This window comes from Demequina pilifera, from assembly GCF_048814985.1.
In the GTDB taxonomy this organism is placed as follows: domain Bacteria; phylum Actinomycetota; class Actinomycetes; order Actinomycetales; family Demequinaceae; genus Demequina.
The window spans coordinates 1-19278 of the sequence record NZ_JBMDTW010000006.1 but is presented as its reverse complement, the minus strand read 5'-3'; the positions used below and the strand labels follow the sequence as shown (position 1 = coordinate 19278).

General features: G+C 70.2%; 16 protein-coding genes. 5 read left to right on the top strand and 11 right to left on the bottom strand.

The window, feature by feature from the left end; all coding sequences use genetic code 11:
- Positions 1-4 precede the first annotated feature (4 nt).
- The 10 genes from rsfS to ACNI14_RS11205 all read right to left on the bottom strand — a co-directional run bounded on the left by rsfS (position 5) and on the right by ACNI14_RS11205 (position 10633).
- Positions 5-382 carry a ribosome silencing factor gene (rsfS, locus tag ACNI14_RS11250; protein WP_420520136.1) on the bottom strand — a complete coding sequence of 126 codons (378 nt, stop codon included), beginning with the start codon at positions 380-382 and terminating at the stop codon, positions 5-7.
- The gene (locus ACNI14_RS11245; protein ID WP_420520135.1) at positions 358-2403 is read right to left on the bottom strand and encodes a hypothetical protein; all 2046 of its coding nucleotides are present in this window, start codon (positions 2401-2403) and stop codon (positions 358-360) included. Before ACNI14_RS11245 ends, rsfS begins: the two co-directional genes overlap by 25 nt.
- The gene (gene nadD / locus ACNI14_RS11240) at positions 2396-2992 is read right to left on the bottom strand and encodes a nicotinate-nucleotide adenylyltransferase (protein WP_420520134.1); all 597 of its coding nucleotides are present in this window, start codon (positions 2990-2992) and stop codon (positions 2396-2398) included. Before nadD ends, ACNI14_RS11245 begins: the two co-directional genes overlap by 8 nt.
- A 1-nt stretch (position 2993) precedes the next feature.
- Positions 2994-3140 (bottom strand): hypothetical protein, encoded by a 147-nt coding sequence (locus ACNI14_RS11235; protein WP_420520133.1) that lies wholly within the window; start codon positions 3138-3140, stop codon positions 2994-2996.
- Between the two features lie 67 nt (positions 3141-3207).
- The gene (locus ACNI14_RS11230) at positions 3208-4494 is read right to left on the bottom strand and encodes a glutamate-5-semialdehyde dehydrogenase (protein ID WP_420520132.1); all 1287 of its coding nucleotides are present in this window, start codon (positions 4492-4494) and stop codon (positions 3208-3210) included.
- A gap of 52 nt (positions 4495-4546) precedes the next feature.
- Positions 4547-5686 carry a glutamate 5-kinase gene (proB, locus tag ACNI14_RS11225; protein WP_420520131.1) on the bottom strand — a complete coding sequence of 380 codons (1140 nt, stop codon included), beginning with the start codon at positions 5684-5686 and terminating at the stop codon, positions 4547-4549.
- 9 nt (positions 5687-5695) lie between these two features.
- Positions 5696-7219: a GTPase ObgE gene (gene obgE / locus ACNI14_RS11220; protein ID WP_420520130.1), complete on the bottom strand. Its 1524-nt coding sequence runs from the start codon at positions 7217-7219 to the stop codon at positions 5696-5698.
- Positions 7220-7309: 90 nt separating this feature from the next.
- Positions 7310-7561 (bottom strand): 50S ribosomal protein L27, encoded by a 252-nt coding sequence (rpmA, locus tag ACNI14_RS11215; protein WP_420520129.1) that lies wholly within the window; start codon positions 7559-7561, stop codon positions 7310-7312.
- 14 nt (positions 7562-7575) lie between these two features.
- Complete coding sequence (gene rplU / locus ACNI14_RS11210; protein ID WP_420520128.1) at positions 7576-7884, bottom strand: 50S ribosomal protein L21; 309 nt, start codon at positions 7882-7884, stop codon at positions 7576-7578.
- Between the two features lie 139 nt (positions 7885-8023).
- Positions 8024-10633 carry an Rne/Rng family ribonuclease gene (locus ACNI14_RS11205; protein ID WP_420520127.1) on the bottom strand — a complete coding sequence of 870 codons (2610 nt, stop codon included), beginning with the start codon at positions 10631-10633 and terminating at the stop codon, positions 8024-8026.
- A 403-nt stretch (positions 10634-11036) separates the two neighbouring features.
- Here ACNI14_RS11205 and ACNI14_RS11200 point away from each other — a divergent pair, with 403 nt between their 5' ends.
- Genes ACNI14_RS11200 through ACNI14_RS11180 form a run of 5 tightly spaced genes read left to right on the top strand, consistent with a single transcriptional unit; the run spans position 11037 to position 18429 of the window.
- A complete protein-coding gene (locus ACNI14_RS11200; RefSeq protein ID WP_420520126.1) occupies positions 11037-12512 on the top strand; it encodes a cytochrome ubiquinol oxidase subunit I in 1476 nt (491 codons plus the stop codon).
- 12 nt (positions 12513-12524) lie between these two features.
- Positions 12525-13547 (top strand): cytochrome d ubiquinol oxidase subunit II, encoded by a 1023-nt coding sequence (gene cydB, locus ACNI14_RS11195; RefSeq protein WP_420520125.1) that lies wholly within the window; start codon positions 12525-12527, stop codon positions 13545-13547.
- 4 nt (positions 13548-13551) lie between these two features.
- Positions 13552-15138, top strand: a complete 1587-nt coding sequence (locus tag ACNI14_RS11190; protein WP_420520124.1) for an ABC transporter ATP-binding protein/permease — start codon at positions 13552-13554, stop codon at positions 15136-15138.
- Positions 15135-16814 (top strand): thiol reductant ABC exporter subunit CydC, encoded by a 1680-nt coding sequence (cydC, locus tag ACNI14_RS11185; protein WP_420520123.1) that lies wholly within the window; start codon positions 15135-15137, stop codon positions 16812-16814. The genes ACNI14_RS11190 and cydC overlap by 4 nt, the downstream gene beginning before the upstream one ends.
- Positions 16807-18429 (top strand): sensor histidine kinase, encoded by a 1623-nt coding sequence (locus ACNI14_RS11180; RefSeq protein WP_420520122.1) that lies wholly within the window; start codon positions 16807-16809, stop codon positions 18427-18429. Before cydC ends, ACNI14_RS11180 begins: the two co-directional genes overlap by 8 nt.
- Here ACNI14_RS11180 and ACNI14_RS11175 read toward each other — a convergent pair.
- Positions 18426-19073 (bottom strand): hypothetical protein, encoded by a 648-nt coding sequence (locus ACNI14_RS11175; protein ID WP_420520121.1) that lies wholly within the window; start codon positions 19071-19073, stop codon positions 18426-18428. The two genes, ACNI14_RS11180 and ACNI14_RS11175, sit on opposite strands and share 4 nt — an antisense overlap.
- Positions 19074-19278: the final 205 nt, after the last annotated feature.

Genomic DNA, 19278 nt, shown 5'->3' with positions numbered 1-19278 from the left:
GGTCCTAGCCGAGCTCGACGACCGGACAGTCCTTCCACAGCCGCTCGAGTTCGTAGTAGGCGCGGTCCTCCTGATGCATCACGTGGACGATCAGGCCGTTGAAGTCGAGCAGCGCCCAGCGCCCCTCGCGCACGCCCTCACGACGCACTGCCTTGGCACCCATGCCATGCAGCGCCTCCTCGATGCCCTCGGCGATCGCGACGACCTGGCGCTCGTTGCTGCCCGACGCGACCAGGAAGATGTCTGCGAGCGGCATGCGCGCACTCACGTCGAGGGCCACCAGGTCCTCCGCCTTCTTCTCGTCGGCGGCCTGCGCGGCGAGCCGCACCATCGCCACTGACTCCTCGGACGCGCCCGTCAGGGCCTGAGCGTGAGATTCCATACCACTACTCCCAAAAGAAAGGCGACGGCGCCGAAGACCGCCAGGTGGGCCCACTTGAAGTGCCGGGGGCCACCCACGGCATCGAGTTCCGGGCGCTCGCGCGGAGGCACCTCGATCTGGCCGGTCGGCACCGGCTCAATGGACGGGAATCCATCCGTCTGCGGCGTGAACGCGGGGCGCCGCACGCTGCTCAGGTCGGGCCGCGGGATGTCCTTGGCGGACTCGACCTCGGGCAGCTCAGGAGCGGGCCGATCGACCCGCATGAGCGGGTGCGCCGACCACGACGACTCGGCCTGCTCGGGCGTGGGCGTGGACCACTGGGGGACGTCGAACGCCGCATAGTGAGGTGCGAGCTGCGCGGAGGCGTCGGGAACGCCCGCGGGGCCGTCGGGGACGGTCGCGGGCGACTCGGCTTGCCGCTGTGCGTGGGCCACCGAATGGAATGCCGGACGGTGCCGCTCCCCGGCAGCGTGCGACGCCTCATCCAGGGCCGCGGTCCCCGGGTGGTCCCCCAGGATCGCGTCGAACGGAGTCTGGTCGATCCGCACCGGGGGCTCCTCGCCTGGACCCTCGGACGAGACTTCAGGCGCGGTGGGCACGGCGTCCTGCGACCGCTGATCAGCGCGAGGCTCGCTCCTCCATGCGCCGGGTGAGGACTGCGCGGACGGTGCCGAGTGAGTGGACGGCGCCGACAGTCCTGACGGGCCGCCGGGCACGGAGGCGGCAGACGGGCCCGACTCTGGAGACCGTGCCGTCTGGTAGTCCGCCGACGGGGAATCCGCCGACTGAGACTCGGTGTACAGGGCGGGCGGCGCCACCGGGCTCGCGGCCGGCCCCCACGCGTTCGGCAGGATGGCGTTGGCGGCAGCCTCGGCGGCGGGGTCGTCGATCTCAGGAGCCGAGGCGGACCGGCGTGAACTCGCGGCATCGAGACCCGCGACAGCCTGCTCCGTGAGGTGACGGATCTCTGCGGCGGGGTCCTCGACGGGTGCCTCATCGGCAGCCTCAGCGGCCTGATCGGTCGCCTGCTGCTCCATCAGCCGCCGCTGCAGCGAGCCGGGCGGGAACAGCGCGTCGTACATTTCGGGCGACATCCCTGCCGGCATCCCCAGCAAGGACTCGGTGGACTCGGCAGGGGCGTCCTGCGACTCCTGCTCGGCCGTCTCCTGCTCGCCCGTCTCTTGCCCGGGGTGCGGCTCGTCGTCGCCGGAGGCCTGGTCCGGGACCGCGGCGTCAGGCTCGGGCTCGGGCTCGGGCTCGGGCGCAGTCGACTCGTCGGCCGCCGAGGGGATCAGGCTGGTGCGCTGTGGCACGGTCGGGGTCGGCGCGCCCTCTTCTGGGGCGGATTCCGGCTCGGGCGCCGATGCTGGCGCCGGCTCGGCGTCGATCGCGGGCTCGACCACGGGAGAGAAGGCGGTCGGGGGCTCCGAGTCGGCGTCGCGTGCGGCCTCCGGCTCAGGTCCGGGCTCGAAGACCAGCGGCTGAGCGTCCTCGTTCTCGGGACGTTCGGCGTGCTGAGCGTCCTCGCCCTGGACGTCGTCGTGCGGACCGACCGTACCCTCGACGTCCGTGTGCTGGGCACCGTCGTCCCGGGAGGGCTCGTGCGCACCGGCGTCCTCGACAGCGGACTCGGCGTCGCCCGGCGGTTCCTCGGCCTCCGGGAGGACCTCCAGGTCCTCGGGCGCGCGCCGCGCCTCGCCCTGGGCCTCGCGCTGAGCCTGCTCCGCCTTCTCACGCGCGATGCGCTCCTGCTCGGCGATGCGCTCGGGCGTCATCGCAGGGATCTGACCGGTGGCGATCATCTCTTCTTCCGCAGTCCACGTCTCCATGGGCTGGCGGGAACGCTCCAGGCGACGGCGCTCGCGCCGGGTCAGTGGGCGGCCCTCGGGAGAGTGAGTGGGGATCGACTCGGAGATGGGCGCATCGCCCAGGGCATCCGTGTCGTCCGCCGGGCGCGCGGCCTCGCGCGCCTGCTGTGCGCGGCGCTCCCGCCGCGACAGCGGCCGGCTTTCGTCAGTCATCGATTCCTCCGGCATACAGATCGTGATGCGCGATGTAGTCGGCGACCGCGCGGGGCACGAGGTAGCGAATCGGCGCACCTGCCCTCACCCGTCGGCGAATATCCGTCGAGGATACCGCCAGCTCGGGGACCTCGACCCATGCATGCGCCGCGTCGCTCTCAGGAAACGAATGGCCCGCGCGAGTGACTCCCACGAACTGTGCGAGGTCGCTCAGTCGTTCCGCGTCGCGCCACTCGTCGAACCGGGCCAGCGCGTCGGCGCCCGTGATGAAGTACAGGCTCGCCTCGGGCAGCTGCGCGCGCAGGTCCGTGAGGGTGTCGACGGTGTAGGTGATGCCGCCACGTTCGATGTCGACGGGGCTGACGGCGAACCGCTCGTCGCCCTGAACCGCGAGACGGCACATCTCGAGCCGATCCTCGGCTGGTGCGCTGTCGAACCCCTGCTTGAAGGGCTGGCCATTGGCAGGGACGAGCAGCACCTGGTCGAGCCGCAGTTCCGCACACACCTCTGAGGCCGCCGCGAGGTGGCCGTGGTGAATGGGGTCGAACGTCCCGCCGAGAACCCCGACGCGCGACTGCGGTGCGTTCACGTCAGTGACGGGTGCCGACGCTCCGGAAGGCGTAGGTGATGAACAGCAGGGCCATCAGCCCCGTGAACGTCAGCAGCCCGAACGCCTCGGCAGGAATGGGCAGCTCGTTGACGACGTGGGTGCTCGTCTCCGTCACCTCGGTGATCACTGTGGTTCCTCTCGTATGCTTGGCTGTCGATTATTCCACGGTTGGGCGTGCAAACCCTGCATCCGCGTCAGGGGCGGACGTGTCCGTCCCCGTACGCGATCCACGTGGTGGTGGTGAGCTCGGCGAGACCCATGGGGCCACGCGCGTGCAGCTTCTGGGTCGAGATGCCGATCTCGGCGCCCAACCCGAACTGTGCACCGTCCGTGAAGCGCGTCGACGCGTTCACCATCACGGCCGCGGTGTCCAGCCTGCTGACGAACCGCTCCGCCGCCCCGATGTCCTCGGTGACGATGGCCTCGGTGTGACCCGTCGAATAGCGCTGCACGTGGGCGATGGCCTCATCGAGGCCGTCCACGACCCGGACCGCGAGATCCAGGCTCAGGTACTCGGTGGCCCAGTCCTCCTCGGTCGCCGCCACGGTCGGCACGCCCTCCGGAGCGAGGGCCGATGCGGCGGCGTCCGCGTGCAGCGTCACGCCCTCCTCGTGCAGAGCGCCGAGCACGGCGGGCAGCACGCGATCCGCGGCCTCCCGGTGCACCAGCAGCGTCTCGGCCGCGTTGCAGACGCCCACCCGGTGGGTCTTGGAATTGACGACGATCGCGACTGACCGCTCGAGCGGTGCCGAGGCGTCGAGGTAGACGTGGCAGTTCCCCTCGCCCGTCTCGATCGCGGGAACGGTGGAGTCGCGCACCACCGCCTGGATGAGCTCCCGTCCGCCGCGCGGCACGAGCACGTCGACGAGCCCGCGTGCGTTCATCAGCACTCGCGCGCCCTCGCGGCCGTAGGCGTCGATCGACTGGACCGAGTCGCGCGGCAGGCCAGCCGTCTCCAGCGCGTCCTGCAGGACCCCGACGATCACCTCGTTGGAGCGCGCCGCCGCCGAGCCGCCGCGCAGCACCGCCGCGTTGCCGGACTTCAATGCGAGTCCGGCCGCGTCGACGGTGACGTTGGGCCGCGCCTCGTAGATCATCCCCACGACGCCCATCGGCGTCGCCTTCTGAATGAGACGCAGGCCATTGGGAAGAGTCGAACCACGCTTGACCTCTCCGACGGGGTCCGGCAGCGACGCGAGGAACCTCAGCGCCTCGGCGATGACGCCGATGCGGTCCTCGGTGAGCTCCAGCCGGTCCAGCAGTCCCGGAGTCATGCCGTTCGCGCGGCCGCGCTCGAGGTCCTCGGCATTCGCGGCGACGATGACCGGCGCCTGATCGACGAGGGCGTCGGCCATCGCGTGGAGGGCGTTGTCCTTGGTCGATCGGGTGGCGGTCGCGAGCGCGCGCGAGGCCACCTTGGCGCGCCGGCACGCCTCGAGCACGGCGCTCTCGATGTCCACGGAAGGGGCGGTCGCAGTCATGCGCTCCAGTCTAGTCCCGACCCCCCCGGACCGGATTCGGGCAGCGCCCGTGCTACATCACGACGAGGTCGTCGATGTGGATGAGCTCGCGAGCGTAGGCATCGCCGAGCCGCTCCCCCAAGGCGTCAGTGCTCAGTCCGCGCATCTGCCGGGCCTCGTCCGCGGAGAAGCCCGCGAATCCACGCGCCACCACCACGCCGTCGGGGCCCACCAGATCCACTGGCTCCCCCGCCTCGAAGGCGCCGCGGATCTCGGTGACGCCCGCCGCGAGCAGCGACGCGCGCCGCCCTTGGAGGGCGCTCACCGCTCCCCCGTCGACCACGATCGCCCCGCGGGTGCGTGCCGCGTGGGCGAGCCATTGGAGGCGGGTCGTGTCGCGCTTGCCAGTCGGGTGGAAGAGCGTGCCCACCGCGTCGCCGGCGACGGCCGCTGACGCGTCAGCCGCGCTCGCGAGCACCACCGGGATGCCGGAGGTGGTGGCGATCGAGGCGGCCTCGAGCTTGGTGATCATCCCTCCCGTGCCGAGCGCAGTGCCCCGCCGCGACACGTCGATGCCGGCCAGGTCCTCGGCCCCGCGCACCTCATCGATGCGCTCGGAGCCCGGGGTGCCGGGAGCCGCGGTGTACAGGCCGTCGACGTCGGTGAGCAGCACCAGCGCGTCCGCGTGCGCGACCGTCGCGACCAGCGCGGCCAGCCGGTCGTTGTCGCCGAAGCGGATCTCGTCGGTCGCCACCGCATCGTTCTCGTTCACGATGGGCAGCACGCCCAGGTCGAGAAGTCGATTGAACGCCCGCTGCGCGTTGCCGTAGTGCGAGCGGCGCATCATGTCGTCGGCGGTGAGCAGGACCTGCCCCACGGTGAGCCCGTGGCGCGCGAATGCCGCCGAGTAGGCGGCGACGAGCGCGCCCTGGCCCACGGATGCGGTCGCCTGTGCGGTCGCGAGGTCCCTGGGGCGGGCGGGGAGACCCATCGGCCCGATGCCGGCGGCGATCGCTCCCGACGTCACGAGGATCACCTGACGGCCGGAGACCCGCACCCCCGCCAGTACGTCGGCGAGGTGCGAGACCACCTGCTCGCTCAGGCGTCCATCCGCGCCGGTCAGCGAGGACGAGCCGATCTTCACGACGATGCGCCGCGACTGCGCGACGCTGACACGCGTGCCCTCCACCAGTTCTCCTTCACGTGCGGTCATGCGCGACGCCTACTCGTCCTTGGCGGGGTCCGTCCAGTGCCCCGAGTCGCGCTCGGTCCACAGCTCCTCGCGGGCGGCGGACTTGGCGTCCATCCTGTCCTTGTGCTCCGCACGCTTCTCGGCGCGCGTGGCGCGTCCCGAGCGCTCGTGGTCCTCGACTCTCAGGTCCGAGCCGCGCTGGCCGAGCAGTTCGGCTCCGGTGCCCATGGTGGGCTCCCAGTCGAACATCACGCCGCCCTGGCGAGGGCCGATCACGACCTCCGAGCCCGGCACCGCCCCGGCACGGAACAGCTCCTGCTCGACGCCCGCCTTCGCAAGACGGTCCGCGAGATACCCCACGGCCTCGTCATTGGCGAAGTTGGTCTGCCGCACCCAGCGCTCGACGCGCGGACCGCGCACCTGGAAGTAGTCCTCGGCGCCGTCGCGCACGTGCTTCACGGTGAACCCGGACTCGTCGACCGCCTTGGGGCGGATCACGATGGGTGCGCGCTCGATCACCGGCGCGGCCGCGCGATGGTCGGTGACCATCGTCGCGAGCGCGAACGACAGCTCGCGAAGTCCCTCGTGGCTGACGGCGCTGATCTCGAAGATCGGCATCCCCGTCGCCTCCAGATCGGGGCGCACGATCTCCGCCAGGTCGCGGCCGTCCGGCACGTCGATCTTGTTGAGGATGATGATCTGCGGCCGCTCGGCCAGCGGGATGCCGCTGATCGCATCGTCCCCGCTGTAGGCGCGCAGCTCGGCTGCAATGACCTCGAGGTCCCGGATCGGGTCGCGGTCGGACTCGAGGGTCGCGGTGTCCAGCACGTGGGCGATCACCGAGCAGCGCTCGATGTGGCGCAGGAAGTCGTGGCCCAGCCCCTTGCCCTCCGAGGCGCCCTCGATGAGGCCGGGCACGTCCGCCATCGTGAAGCGCGTGCCACCGGCCTCGACGACGCCGAGATTCGGCACGAGGGTCGTGAAGGGGTAGTCGGCGATCTTGGGCCGCACCTTGCTCATCGCGGCGATGATCGAGGACTTGCCGGCGCTCGGGTATCCGACGAGCGCGACGTCCGCGATGGACTTGAGCTCGAGCAGGACGGTGTTCTCCTCGCCGGGCTCTCCCAGCAGCGCGAACCCAGGCGCCTTGCGCTTGGTCGTGGCCAGCGCGGCGTTGCCAAGCCCTCCGCGGCCCCCTGAGGCGGCGACGAACTCGGCGCCCTCGCCCACCAGGTCGGCGAGCACTTCGCCGCTCGGCGACTTGACGATGGTGCCGCTGGGCACGCCCAGGCGCAGGTCAGGCGCGGCCGCGCCGTGGCGGTTGTCGCCGGCGCCCTGGCCGCCGCTGGACGCGGTGCGGTGCGGTCCGTGGTGATAGTCCAGCAGCGTGGTCACCTGAGGGTCCACCACCAGGATGACGGAGCCGCCGCGACCGCCGTTGCCGCCGTCGGGACCGCCGAGCGGCTTGAACTTCTCACGGTGCACGGAGGCGACTCCATGGCCGCCATTGCCGGCAGTCACATGCAGGGTGACGCGATCCACGAACGTGGCCATGACGCCTCCCTTCGCGAGGTTGTCAGAAAATGCGTCAGGGGCGCCGCCCTCACGGCGACGCCCCTGACGAAGACGATGATGCGGGTCGGACTAGCCGGCCACCACATCGACGACCTTGCGACCGCGTCGCTGGCCGAACTGGACCGTGCCGGCCGACAGCGCGAACAGCGTGTCGTCCTTGCCGCGGCCCACGTTGTTGCCGGGGTGGTGGTGAGTGCCGCGCTGACGAATGAGGATCTCGCCAGCGGAGACGACCTCGCCGCCGAAGCGCTTGACGCCCAGGTACTGAGCGTTGGAATCGCGACCGTTGCGCGAGGAGCTCGCGCCCTTCTTATGAGCCATGAGTGCTTCCTCGCTTACTTGATGCCCGTGACCTTCAGGCGCGTGAGGTCCTGACGGTGACCAATGCGCCTGCGGTATCCGGTCTTGTTCTTATACTTCAGGATGTCGATCTTAGGCCCGCGCTCGTCGCGAACGACCTCAGCGGTGACCGTGATCTTCGCAAGTGCCGCGGCGTCGGAGGTGACCTTGTCACCGTCGACGTGCAGCAGTGCGGGAAGCTGGACAGAGTCACCTGCCGCAGCCTTGAGACGGTCGACGACGATGACATCGCCCTCGGAGACCTTCTCCTGGCGGCCACCGGCCTTCACAATCGCGTACACCATGAAATCTACAATCCTCTACGTATGGTCTGGTTTCCTGCCGCTGCCTCACTGGGCGCAGGCAGGCCCTGACGCTTTCGCGCCGACGCACAAATGTACCCGCCCGGGACCTCCCCGGTCAAACCGGTGAGGCCCGAGTCGACTACCGCTGAGCGTCCCCGTCGGAGGGTTCGGTCTGGTGGTCCTCGCCGCCCGTCGCATCCGCGTCCGGCGCGTCGCTTGGCGAGTCGTGCGTCTTGGCCGATGCCTCGGCCCCTTCGGTGCGCTCGGGCAGGTCGATCACGGGCGCCTCAGGCGACTGGCCCTCGGCCCCCTCGCCTGCGCCGGCGCTGTCGTGCGTGCCGTCAGCGGCGCCCTCATCAGAATCGTGGTGGTGCGCCTTCTCGGCGGCCGCCGCGATCGATGCGAGCGTCGCCTTCACGGCCGCGCGCGCCTCGTCACGATCATCCAGGGCGTGGGTCTCTCCCTTGGACTGGCCGTGCGAGTGATCGTCGTTGCCCGACTGCTTCTTGGAGGTCCTGCCCCCGCCGCGGCCACCGCGTCGCTTGTCCGGCTGCTTCTCGGTGGCCTCGGCGACGGGCTCGCCCTTGACCAGGAAGCCACGACCCTTGCAGTGCTCGCAGGTCTCCGAGAACGCCTCGACCAGTCCCTGGCCCACGCGCTTGCGCGTCATCTGGACCAGTCCCAGGCTCGTCACCTCGGCGACCTGGTGCTTGGTGCGGTCGCGGCCCAGGCATTCGATGAGTCGCCTCAGCACCCGGTCGCGGTTGCCCTCGAGCAGCATGTCCACGAAGTCGATGACGATGATGCCGCCGATGTCGCGCAGACGCAGCTGGCGGACGATCTCCTCCGCAGCCTCGAGGTTGTTGAGAGTCATCGTCTCTTCGAGCGTGCCGCCCTTGCCCACGAACTTGCCCGTGTTGACGTCGATCACCGTCATGGCCTCGGTGCGGTCGATGACCAGGGAGCCGCCGGAGGGCAGCCACACCTTGCGATCCATGCCCTTGGTGAGCATCTCGTCCACGCGCAGCTCGGCGAACAGGTCTCCGTCGCCGGTGTACTTCTGCAGGCGCGGCAGCAGGTCGGGAGCGACCTGGCCCACGTACGCGCTCAGCGAGTTCCAGGTGTCATCCCCCTGGATCGTGAGCGACTCGAAGTCCTCGTTGAAGATGTCCCGCACCACCCGGATGGCCATGTCCGGCTCGCCGCGCAGCAGCGTGGGGCCCTTGTTGGACTTGGCCTCGGCCTGGATGTTCTCCCACTGGCGCTTGAGACGCTCGACGTCGGCGCGCAGCTCCTCCTCGGAGGCGCCCTCGGCCGCGGTCCGAACGATCACGCCCGCGTCCGCAGGAATGACCTCGCGCAGCAACTTCTTAAGGCGTGCACGCTCGTTGTCGGGAAGCTTGCGGCTGATGCCGGTCACGCCCCCTGCGGGCACGTAGACCAGGAACCGGCCCGCGAGCGAGATCTGGCTCGTGACGCGAGCGCCCTTGTGCCCGATCGGGTCCTTGGTGACCTGCACCATGACCGTGTCGCCGGGCTTGAGCGCGAGCTCGATGCGCCGCGGCTTGCCCTCGAGGCCCGCAGCATCCCAGTTGACCTCGCCGGCATAGAGGACGGCGTTGCGGCCGCGGCCCACGTCGACGAAGGCGGCTTCCATGCCGGGCAGCACGTTCTGCACGCGTGCCAGGTACACGTTGCCGGCCATCGACTGCTGCGCCTGGTGGGACACGTAGTGCTCGACGAGCACCTCGTCCTCGAGCACGGCGATCTGCACGCGGTGGTCCTTCTCGCGCACGATCATGTCGCGCTTGACGGACTCCCGGCGCGCGAGGAACTCGGCCTCGGAGATGGTGGGCCGACGGCGCTGCCCATCGCGGTTGTCGCGACGGCGCTGACGCTTGGCCTGGAGACGGGTCGATCCCTGCAGCTGGTCGTCGTTGCCCGACTTGTCGCCGGAGTTCGAGCCGGAGCCCGAACCCGAGCCACCGCTCGAGCGCGACCCGCGGCGGCGGCGCCGACGCCGCGACGAGCCGTCACCGTCATCGTCGCCATCCTGGTCGTCCGAACCGGACCGGTCCGACGACTCGCCTTGGTCGCCGCCCTGAGAGTCATCCGAGGCGTCTCCGTCGGACGAACCGTCGCCGTCGTTGCGCTTCTTGCCGCGACCGCGGCCTCCACGCCTGCGGCGGCGCTTGCCGCCCTCGCCATCGCCGTCCGCGTCGCCACCGTCGCCGGACCCCTGATCACCCTTGTGGGAGGACTGGTCCCCGCTCTTGGCGTCGGAGCCGGCGGAGTCGCCGTCATCGTTCTTGCCCGAGTTGCGGGACTTGCCGGAGCCGCCCGACTTGCCGGCATTGTCGGACTGCGCGGCGTCGTCGGACTTCGCTGCCTTGTCCGACGGTGAGGCGGTGTCTGCCTGCGGCGCGTTGTCCGGCTGTCCGCCGTCGTTGCCCTTACCCGAGTTGTTGGACTTGTCGGAGCCGTCGGAGGCCTCGGCCTTCGTGGGGGCGCTCTTGGCGCTCTTCGCTCGCCCACCCGACTTCTTCTTGGGCGCTGCCCCGTCGGAAGAATCCGCTGCCTTGCGTCCACGCCGCGAGCCGCCCTGCCCCGAACCTGCCGGCGCATCGGCCGTCGTGGAGGGGTTGGGAGGACCGGCGGGCGCCGATGCTCGCCGCGGCGCGGCGGGCTCGGGAGCCTGGAAGATCACGGCGGTCGAAGGTGTCTCGGGGCTGGTCTTGTCCTCGCTCAACGCGGGTACCTCAGATCGATACGGCCCACACACCGCATCGATACTCTCTCGTCGGTCGTGACTCGCGTGATGCGGCCACCGAAGTCTTCAGGTCGCGGCGGACAGCGGCGCCTGCTCGAGAGCGCCTATCCCCGATGTCTCACGCCGGCTGTAGCCAACGAGAGACCGTGGCGGGACTGGCAGCTGTTGCAGTTACTGCGTCTGTCGCGCGGTAGGCACCCGGTGTGGCTGGGTGCGACCTGCCGACCATTGTGGCACAAGAACGGTGGAACGCCCCTTTCATACGGAGCGTGCCCGCCGGGCGCGTCACCCGGGACCAAAGTCCCGACACTCCATGCATACTCCCCCGGGTAGGTTATGGGGCGCGGCTTCCCCGTGCCGTGTCTGACCCTGGAGGCTCCGAATGGACGTGCTTGAACTCGCCCGCTGGCAGTTCGGGATCACCACGGTGTACCACTTCATCCTGGTTCCCCTCACGATCGGTCTGTCCACCATGGTGGCCATCCTGCAGACCGCGTGGGTGCGCACGGGCAACGAGAAGTACCTCCGGCTCACCAAGTTCTACGGCAAGCTGCTGCTGATCAACTTCGCGCTGGGCGTCGCCACAGGCATCGTTCAGGAGTTCCAGTTCGGCATGAACTGGGCGGAGTACTCGCGGTTCGTCGGAGACGTCTTCGGCGCCCCGCTCGCGATGGAGGCGCTCGCGGCGTTCTTCCTCGAATCCACGTTCTTGGGGCTGTGGATCTTCGGCTGGGACAAGCTGCCCAAGAAGGTGCACCTCGCCACCGTGTGGGCGTTCGCGATCGGCTCGTTCCTGTCGGCGTACTTCATCATCGCCGCGAACTCCTGGATGCAGCACCCCGTCGGCGCCGTGTACAACGAGGAGACCGGCCGCGCGGAGATGACGGACATCTGGGCCGTGCTCACGAACAACACCACGCTGGTCGCCTTCCCGCATGTGATCGCCACCGCGTTCCTGGTGGCGGGCACGTTCGTCGCGGGCATCGCGGTGTGGTGGATGGTGCGCAAGTCTCGCGAGGACCGCGACCACGCCGACCTGTCGATGTACCGCACCGCGGCACGGTTCGGCGCGGTCACCATGCTCATCTCCGGCGTCGGCCTGGTCGCCACGGGCGACATCCAGGCCAAGCTGATGTTCGAGCAGCAGCCCATCAAGATGGCGGCCGCCGAGGGACTCGTGGAGACGCCCGACGGGCCGGCGCCGTTCTCTCTGCTCACCCTCGGAAACCTGGCCGGCGACGATCCCGAGTCGGTGCGCCACATCATCGAGATCCCGCACTTCCTGTCCTACATGGCCACCGGGGACTGGAACGGCGAGGTCAAGGGACTGGACGAGCTTCAAGAGATGTACGCCGAGCGCTACGGCGCGTTCGACGCGAACGGCGACGAAATCGAGTACCGCCCCAACCTCGCGGTCACGTACTGGTCGTTCCGCCTGATGATCGGGCTCGCGGTGTTCAGCGCCGCGCTGTGCGTGGCCATCTTCTGGTTCACCCGCAAGGGCCGGGTGATCGATCAGGAGTGGATGTCCAAACTCGCTCTCATCTCGCTGCCCATGCCCTACCTGGCCGCCAGCTTCGGGTGGATCTTCACCGAGATGGGGCGTCAGCCGTTCGTCGTCGCCCCCAACCCCACGGGGTCCGATCAGGTGATGTTGATGACCACGTTCGGAGTGTCGTCGGCCACGGACGTGGGCGAGGTGGCGACCTCGATGATCGTGTTCACTCTCGTGTACGCGGTGCTCGGCGTGTTCTGGTTCCGGCTCATCCAGCGGTACGCCTCGGAGGGCGCGGCTCACGTCGAGTACGAGGAGCCCTCCGATGACGACTCCGACCGACCCATGTCGTTCGCGTACTAGGGAGGGGCGGACATGGATCTCGCAATCTTCTGGTTCATCCTCATCGCGGTCCTGTGGACCGGCTACCTCGTGCTCGAGGGATTCGACTTCGGCGTCGCCATGCTCATGGAGAAGGTGGGCAAGGGCGATCGAGGGCGGCGCACCGCCCTCAACACCATCGGACCCGTCTGGGACGGCAACGAGGTGTGGCTGCTCACGGCCGGCGGAGCGACGTTCGCCGCCTTCCCCGAGTGGTACGCGACGCTGTTCTCGGGCTTCTACTTCCCGCTCTTGCTGATCCTGCTCGCTCTCATCGTGCGCGCGGTGGCGATCGAGTACCGGGGCAAGATCAATGAGGACTCCTGGCGGCGCCGCTGGGACTGGGTCATCATGGGCTCTGCGTGGGTCCCCTCCATCCTGTGGGGTGTCGCGTTCGCGAACATGGTGCGCGGCGTCCCGATCGACGAGACCTTCACCTACACCGGCGGGTTCTTCAACCTGCTGAACCCCTACGCGCTCTTGGGAGGCGCGACCACGCTCGCGCTGTTCCTGAGCCACGGCGCGATCTTCTTGGCGCTGAAGACCAACGGTGAGGTGCGCGAGCGCGCCGAGGCGGTGGCGCGCCGGGTGGCCCCGATCGCACTCGTGATCGCGGCAGTGTTCGCGATCTGGACGCAGCTGGCGTACGGGGTGGCCTGGACGTGGGGCGCGGTCGTGATCGCAGCGGCCGGCCTGGCCGTCGCGGTGGGTGCGGGCCGTATCGGACGCTACGGGATCGCATTCACGGGAAACGCCGTCGCGATCGCGTTCGCCGTCGTGCTGATCTTCGGGTCCCTCTACCCCGACGTGATGCCGTCGAGCACCGACCCGGCGTTCTCGCTGACCGTCCAGAACGCCTCCTCCACCGACTACACGCTGACGGTGATGAGCTGGGTGGCGGTGATCCTCACCCCGGTGGTGCTGATCTACCAGGGCTGGACGTACTGGGTGTTCCGGCGCCGGCTGTCGGCGGAGAACATCCCCGAGCACAACTCGCTCACATTCCTCAAGAAGTAGAGGCGTGCGCCCCCTCGATCCGCGCCTGATCGCCCGCATCGGTCCGGCGCGCCGCTACGTCATCACGACGGCGGCGCTCGGGCTGCTGACCGCGATCATCATCGGAGTGCAGGCGCTCGTCATCGCCCGCCTGCTCGCGCCCGTGCTGGCGCCCGCTCCCCTCACGGAGGACGGGCTCGGGTGGATCGGCGCGGCCGTGCCGACGAGCGTCCGCACGCTGGAGACTGGGCTGCTGTGGCTCGCGGTCCTCGTCGTCTTGAGGGTGCTGGTGGTGGGGGTTCAGGAGCGCCTCGCTCACCGCGCGGGGGTGGCCGTCGTCGCCGAGCTGCGCGGCAGGGTAGTCGCCCACGCCGCCCGACTGGGTCCGAGGTGGGCGTCCTCCGGCGAGGGCTCGAACGTCACCACCACCGTCACCCGCGGTCTCGATGGGCTGCTCCCATACTTTGTCCGCTACCTGCCGCAGCTCATGCTCGCCGCCACCGTCACGCCGCTCATGTTGGTGGTGGTGCTCGACCTCGACTGGATCTCCGCGGCGATCATCGCCGGCACCCTGCCGCTGGTGCCGATCTTCATGGTGCTCATCGGCCTCGTGACGCGCGCCCACTCTGCGAAGCACCTCGAGGCCATGCAGCGACTGTCCTCGCGAGTGCTCGACCTGATCGCAGGCCTGCCCACGCTGCGGGCGCTCGGCCGTCACCGCGGCCCCGCCGCGCGCGTGCGTGAGCTCGGCGACGCCCAGCGCCGCGCGACCATGGGGACGTTGCGCGTCGCGTTCCTGTCGGGCATGGTGCTCGAGCTCCTCACCACTCTCGCGGTCGCTCTGGTCGCCGTGACGCTCGGGTTCCGCCTGGTCTACGGCGAGGTGAGCATCGAGACCGCGCTCGCGGTGCTGGTCCTCGCCCCCGAGGTGTACCTGCCGGTGCGCAACGTGGGCACGCACTTTCATGCCTCCGCCGACGGCCTCGCCGCCGCCGACGCCGCCTTCGACGTGCTCGACACCCCAGTCGCTCCTGTGGGCGGCGACGCCGCCGCTCCCTCGCTCGCGGGAGCCGCGCTCAGCATCCGGGGCTTGAGCGTCGCGACGCCCGACGGTCGCAGGTGTGCGCCGGAATCTCTGACCTTCGAGGCGCGACCCGGGGCGATCACGGCGTTGGTGGGCCCGAACGGCGACGGCAAGTCCACGGCACTGCTCGCGATGATGGGTCTGCTCCGCCCCGACGCGGGCGACGTCTCGGCCCAGCTGCCGGACGGGACGCCCGTGCCGCTCAGCGACACCGACGCCGACGGCTGGGCCCAGCAGTTCGCATGGGTGCCCCAGCGGCCGGACCTGGGCGTGGCGGGCCGGACCATGAGCCTGGGCCAGCGAGAACGCGCGGCGCTCGCCCGTGCCTTCGATTCGGGCCGTCCGATCCTCGTGCTCGACGAGCCGACGGCCCACCTCGACATCGATGCGCGCGCCGACGTGGTGAACCGTATCCGCACCGCCGCCGCGGGTGGCGCGACCGTCGTGGTTGCGACCCACGAGCCGGAGCTCATGGCGGCGGCCGATGCCGTGGTCGAGGTCGCGTCCGCGCGGACGGAGGCGTCGTGACGGACGCTGCCCGACCGCCCACGCGTGCACGCACGGGTGCCCTCCGACGCGTGCTGCGGGACGCGGGCCTCGATCCTTGGCGCACCGCGCTGGCCGTCCTCACCGGATCCGCCGCGCTGGGGTCCGCCGTGGGACTGGCCGCAGTCGCCGCATGGATGATCGCCCGTGCCGCGGGCATGCCCTCCCCTGCCGACCTCGCGGTCGCCGCAGTGGTGGTGCGGTTCTTCGGAATCGGCCGGGGACTGTTCCGCTATCTCGAACGGCTCACGTCGCACGGGGTCGCGCTGCGTGGCGCGGTGTCTCTGCGCGTGCGCGTGTACGAGCGACTCGCGCACGCGCCCGCCGCGCACGTGCTGCCCCTCACCCGCGGCCAAGTGATGGCGCGCATCGGGGCGGACGTCGACTCGATCACCGATGCCGTGGTGCGCGGTCTCATTCCGCTCGCAGCCGCCGTGGTCGTTTCCGGCATTTCCATCGGCATCGCGGGTGCGCTGGTGCCGATCGCCGGCGCAGTGCTCGCGGTCTGTCTGACCATCGCGGGGGTGGTGGCCGCGGCGCTGACGCTGCGCTCGGCCCGCGCCGCAGCGGCGCTCGCGGTCACGGCCGATGCGCGGGTCACCGAGAGCGCGCTGTCCGCCTTGGAGGCCGCGGCCGAGCACCGCGTGTGGGGCACGACCGCGGTCGCCGAGGCCGAGCTGTCTCAAGCGGATGCGGAATCCTCCCGCGCTCACGAGGCCACCGCGCGCCCCGCCGCATGGGCGGCGGCGGTACAGGCGCTCGCCGCCGGACTCGCGCTGATCGGGTCGATCGCGGTGGCCGTGAACTCCGCCGCCACGGGAGAGATCGGTCCCACCACCGCCGCGATCGTCGCCCTGCTGCCGCTCGCCGCCTTCGAGGCCGTGGGCGCCGTGCCGGCCGCGATGCAGCAGCTGTTCCGCTCCGCCCGCGCCGCCGAGCGCATCGAAGAACTCGCCCCACCCACCGCCGCCCGTGCCGCCCGTGCCGATGCCGACGCCACCGCACCCGCATCGGCCGTGTTGGAGGCCCACGACATCTCCGCAGCCTGGCCGCTCATGACTCCGACCACGCCCGTCAGCTTTCAGGTCGCGCCCGGCGAGGTCGTGGCGGTCGTGGGCCGCTCGGGTGTGGGCAAGACGACGCTGCTCGCGACCCTGGGCGGAGCCCTGTCGCCCGCCGCGGGCGAGGCGCTGATCGACGGTTTGCCCGCCTCCGAGCGCGACCTCGGCATCGCAGTGGCGATCACGGCCGAGGACGCTCACGTGTTCGGCACCACTGTGCTCGAGAACCTGAGGGTGGCCCGCGGCGAGGTGGACCGGGCCGAGGCGCTCGGGGCGCTCGAGATCGTGGGGCTGCGGCGGTGGGCGGAGTCCCTTCCGGACGGTCTCGACACCGTGCTGGGTTCCGGCGGCGGCACCGTCTCGGGAGGCGAGCGACGGCGATTGCTCCTCGCACGCGCGCTGGTGGCGCCGCAGCCGATCCATCTCATCGACGAGCCCGGCGAGCACCTCGACGACACCGGTCGGAAGGCGCTCCGCGCGGCCCTCACCCACCTGCGGCGTGTTGGCCGTAGCGTGGTGATCGTGACCCACGACCTCAGCCTCCTCGATGCGGCCGACCGCACGGTCAGCCTCGATCCTGTGCAGACCGATGCCTGACGCCCACGCCAGAGAAATCGCCCTCGCGCGGGCGGTGATCGCGCTCAACGAAGAGCTCGACCTGCCGCTGGTGCTGGACGCGTTCCTCGGGGCCGCCGCCGAGCTCACGGCCGCGAGGTTCGCGGCAATCAACGTGCTCGATCCGAGCGGCGAGAGCACCGCCTTCTACGTTCACGGCATGCCGGCCTCCGTGCACGAGCACATTGGCAGGCCGCCGCGGCCGATCGGCGTGCTGGGCGAGATCCCTCACGAGGGCACGATCGCGCTGGAGGAGGTGGCCGCGCATCCTGCTTCCATCGGGCTGCCCGAGGGCCACCCGCCGCTCGACAGCTTCCTGGGCGCCGGACTCCACGTCGGCGGCCGTGCCTTCGGTCAGCTGTATCTCGCGAACAAGCCAGGCGGCTTTCATCCCGCCGACGAACAGGCGATTCAGGCCCTGGCGGCCGCCGCATCCGTCGCGATCGATCACGCCCAGCTTTACGATCTCGCACGACAGCGTGAAAGGTGGCTGGTCGCAACCCAGCGCATCACGATGGACCTGCTCTCCGACCCGGGGGCGGAGGGCGCGATGCAGCGCACCGTCAACGCCGCGCTCGAGCTCTCTGGAGCCGCCGCGGCCGCGCTGGTGCTGCCCGGCGTCGACGACGCGTGGGTGATGGAGGTCACCGCCGGCGATGGCGCGGACCGCCTGTTGGGGCTGGAGCTCCCACCTGAGGGCACGGGCATGGACGTCATCCGCTCAGGAGAGGGACTGGTGGCGGCCGAGCCCCCTGGGTCCCATGTGCTCGAGCCCGTCATGGCATACGGCCCGACCCTCTACGCGCCCCTCGTCGCGCAGGGGCACGCAGTGGGCCTGCTGATGCTGTGGCGTGAGCGCGGCGCGACGGTCTTCGACGCCGGGGACCTGTCCCTGGCCCAGCGGTTCGCCGGACAGGCCGCGCTCGCGCTGAGTCTGTCGGAGCTCAGCCACGTCAAGTCCGTCTCTGCTCTCCTCGAGGAGCGCGCGCGGCTCGCTGACGACCTCCACGACTTCGTCTCTCAGGAGTTGTTCGCGACCGCGATGCAGATCGAGGCCATTGCGGAGGATGCCGATGCGTCGGTGGCCTCGCGGCTGCGTGGCACCCTCGATCACGTCAAGCGGGCGCAGCACGAGGTGCGCGGGGTGATGAGCTCCCTCGCCGGCCAGCGCAGCAACGAACCGATCGCCGAGCGACTGCGCCGCGAACTGCTGCTGGCGCGCTCGTCGCTCGGGTTCGAGCCCTCCGTCGTGGCCGAGTGGCCACACCTGGATGCCGCTGTCGTCGGGGACCCGTCGCTCGCGGACGATCTCGTGGCCGTCACGCGGGAGTTGGTCTCGAACGTCGCCCGGCACGCGCACGCCGACGCTGTCCGCATCGTGCTCGCAGCCCACGGCGGCAGAGTCGAGGTCAGGGTCGAAGACAACGGCATCGGTCCTGCCGGCGCCACCCAGCGCCACTCCGGGACGTCAAATCTTGCGAATCGCGCATTGCGTCGCAACGGCACGTTCAGTCTGATCGAACGCTGGCCACGCGAGGATCGCCCTGGCTGCGTGGCCGTGTGGAACGTCGAATGCGCGGAGGGCGCCGGCGACTAACGTCGCGAGCGTCGCCAGGCCACCAGTGCCGCGGCGAGTGCCACGACGACGACTGCGGCGATGAGCCACGCATAGGCTCCCTCACCGACTCCGCCTTGGTCGGCGGTTGAGGCGAGCTCGTCGGTCGAAGCGGAGTCATCGGTGACAGATTCGTCGTCAGCAGTGGCGGCGCTGCCGCTGGGCTGGGGCTCGGCCGGCTCGTCCATCGGTTCGTCTTGGGCAGGCGGGTCGAACGGGGCCACGGTGTACTGCTCGGTCACCGACGCCTCGTCCGGCGTGGTGGTGGTGACCGTCACGGTCCAGTCGCCGGGCTCGAGGAAGGGCTCCTCAGACACCCAGCGTCCCTGTCCCTCCGCGGAGGAGATCAGCCGGATCGGTCCTCGCTCGACGCCGTCTGCCGACACCGCTTCCACGACCGGATCCATGATCGCCTCGACGATGTGGCCGTCCTCGACGTAGTACGCGAAGACCTGCACTCCGCCAGCACCGTCGTTGTGCACTTCCAATTCATACGGACCGCCGTGCGCCGCGGCCGCGGGGGCGTGAAACACGCCTCCCACGACCGCGGCGACCAGCGACACCATCATCATCACGATCCGCATGCTCCACGTGTGTCCCGGAAGGACTCGTGGTGCGACCGTCATGGCCTGGTGCTTGTTCAATTAGGTCCTCACTGACTCACGTTGAAGTAGTCAAATCGGACCGTCGGAGCGACCGTCTGGTTGCCGGTGCCGAGCGAGTACACACCCACCCCTCCGGCTGCCGCAGCAGCGTTGGTGAGGGTGTCCGTGAACGGGGTCCACGTCGTACCGTCAACACTGACCGACGCGGTGAAGTCGTCACCCGTCT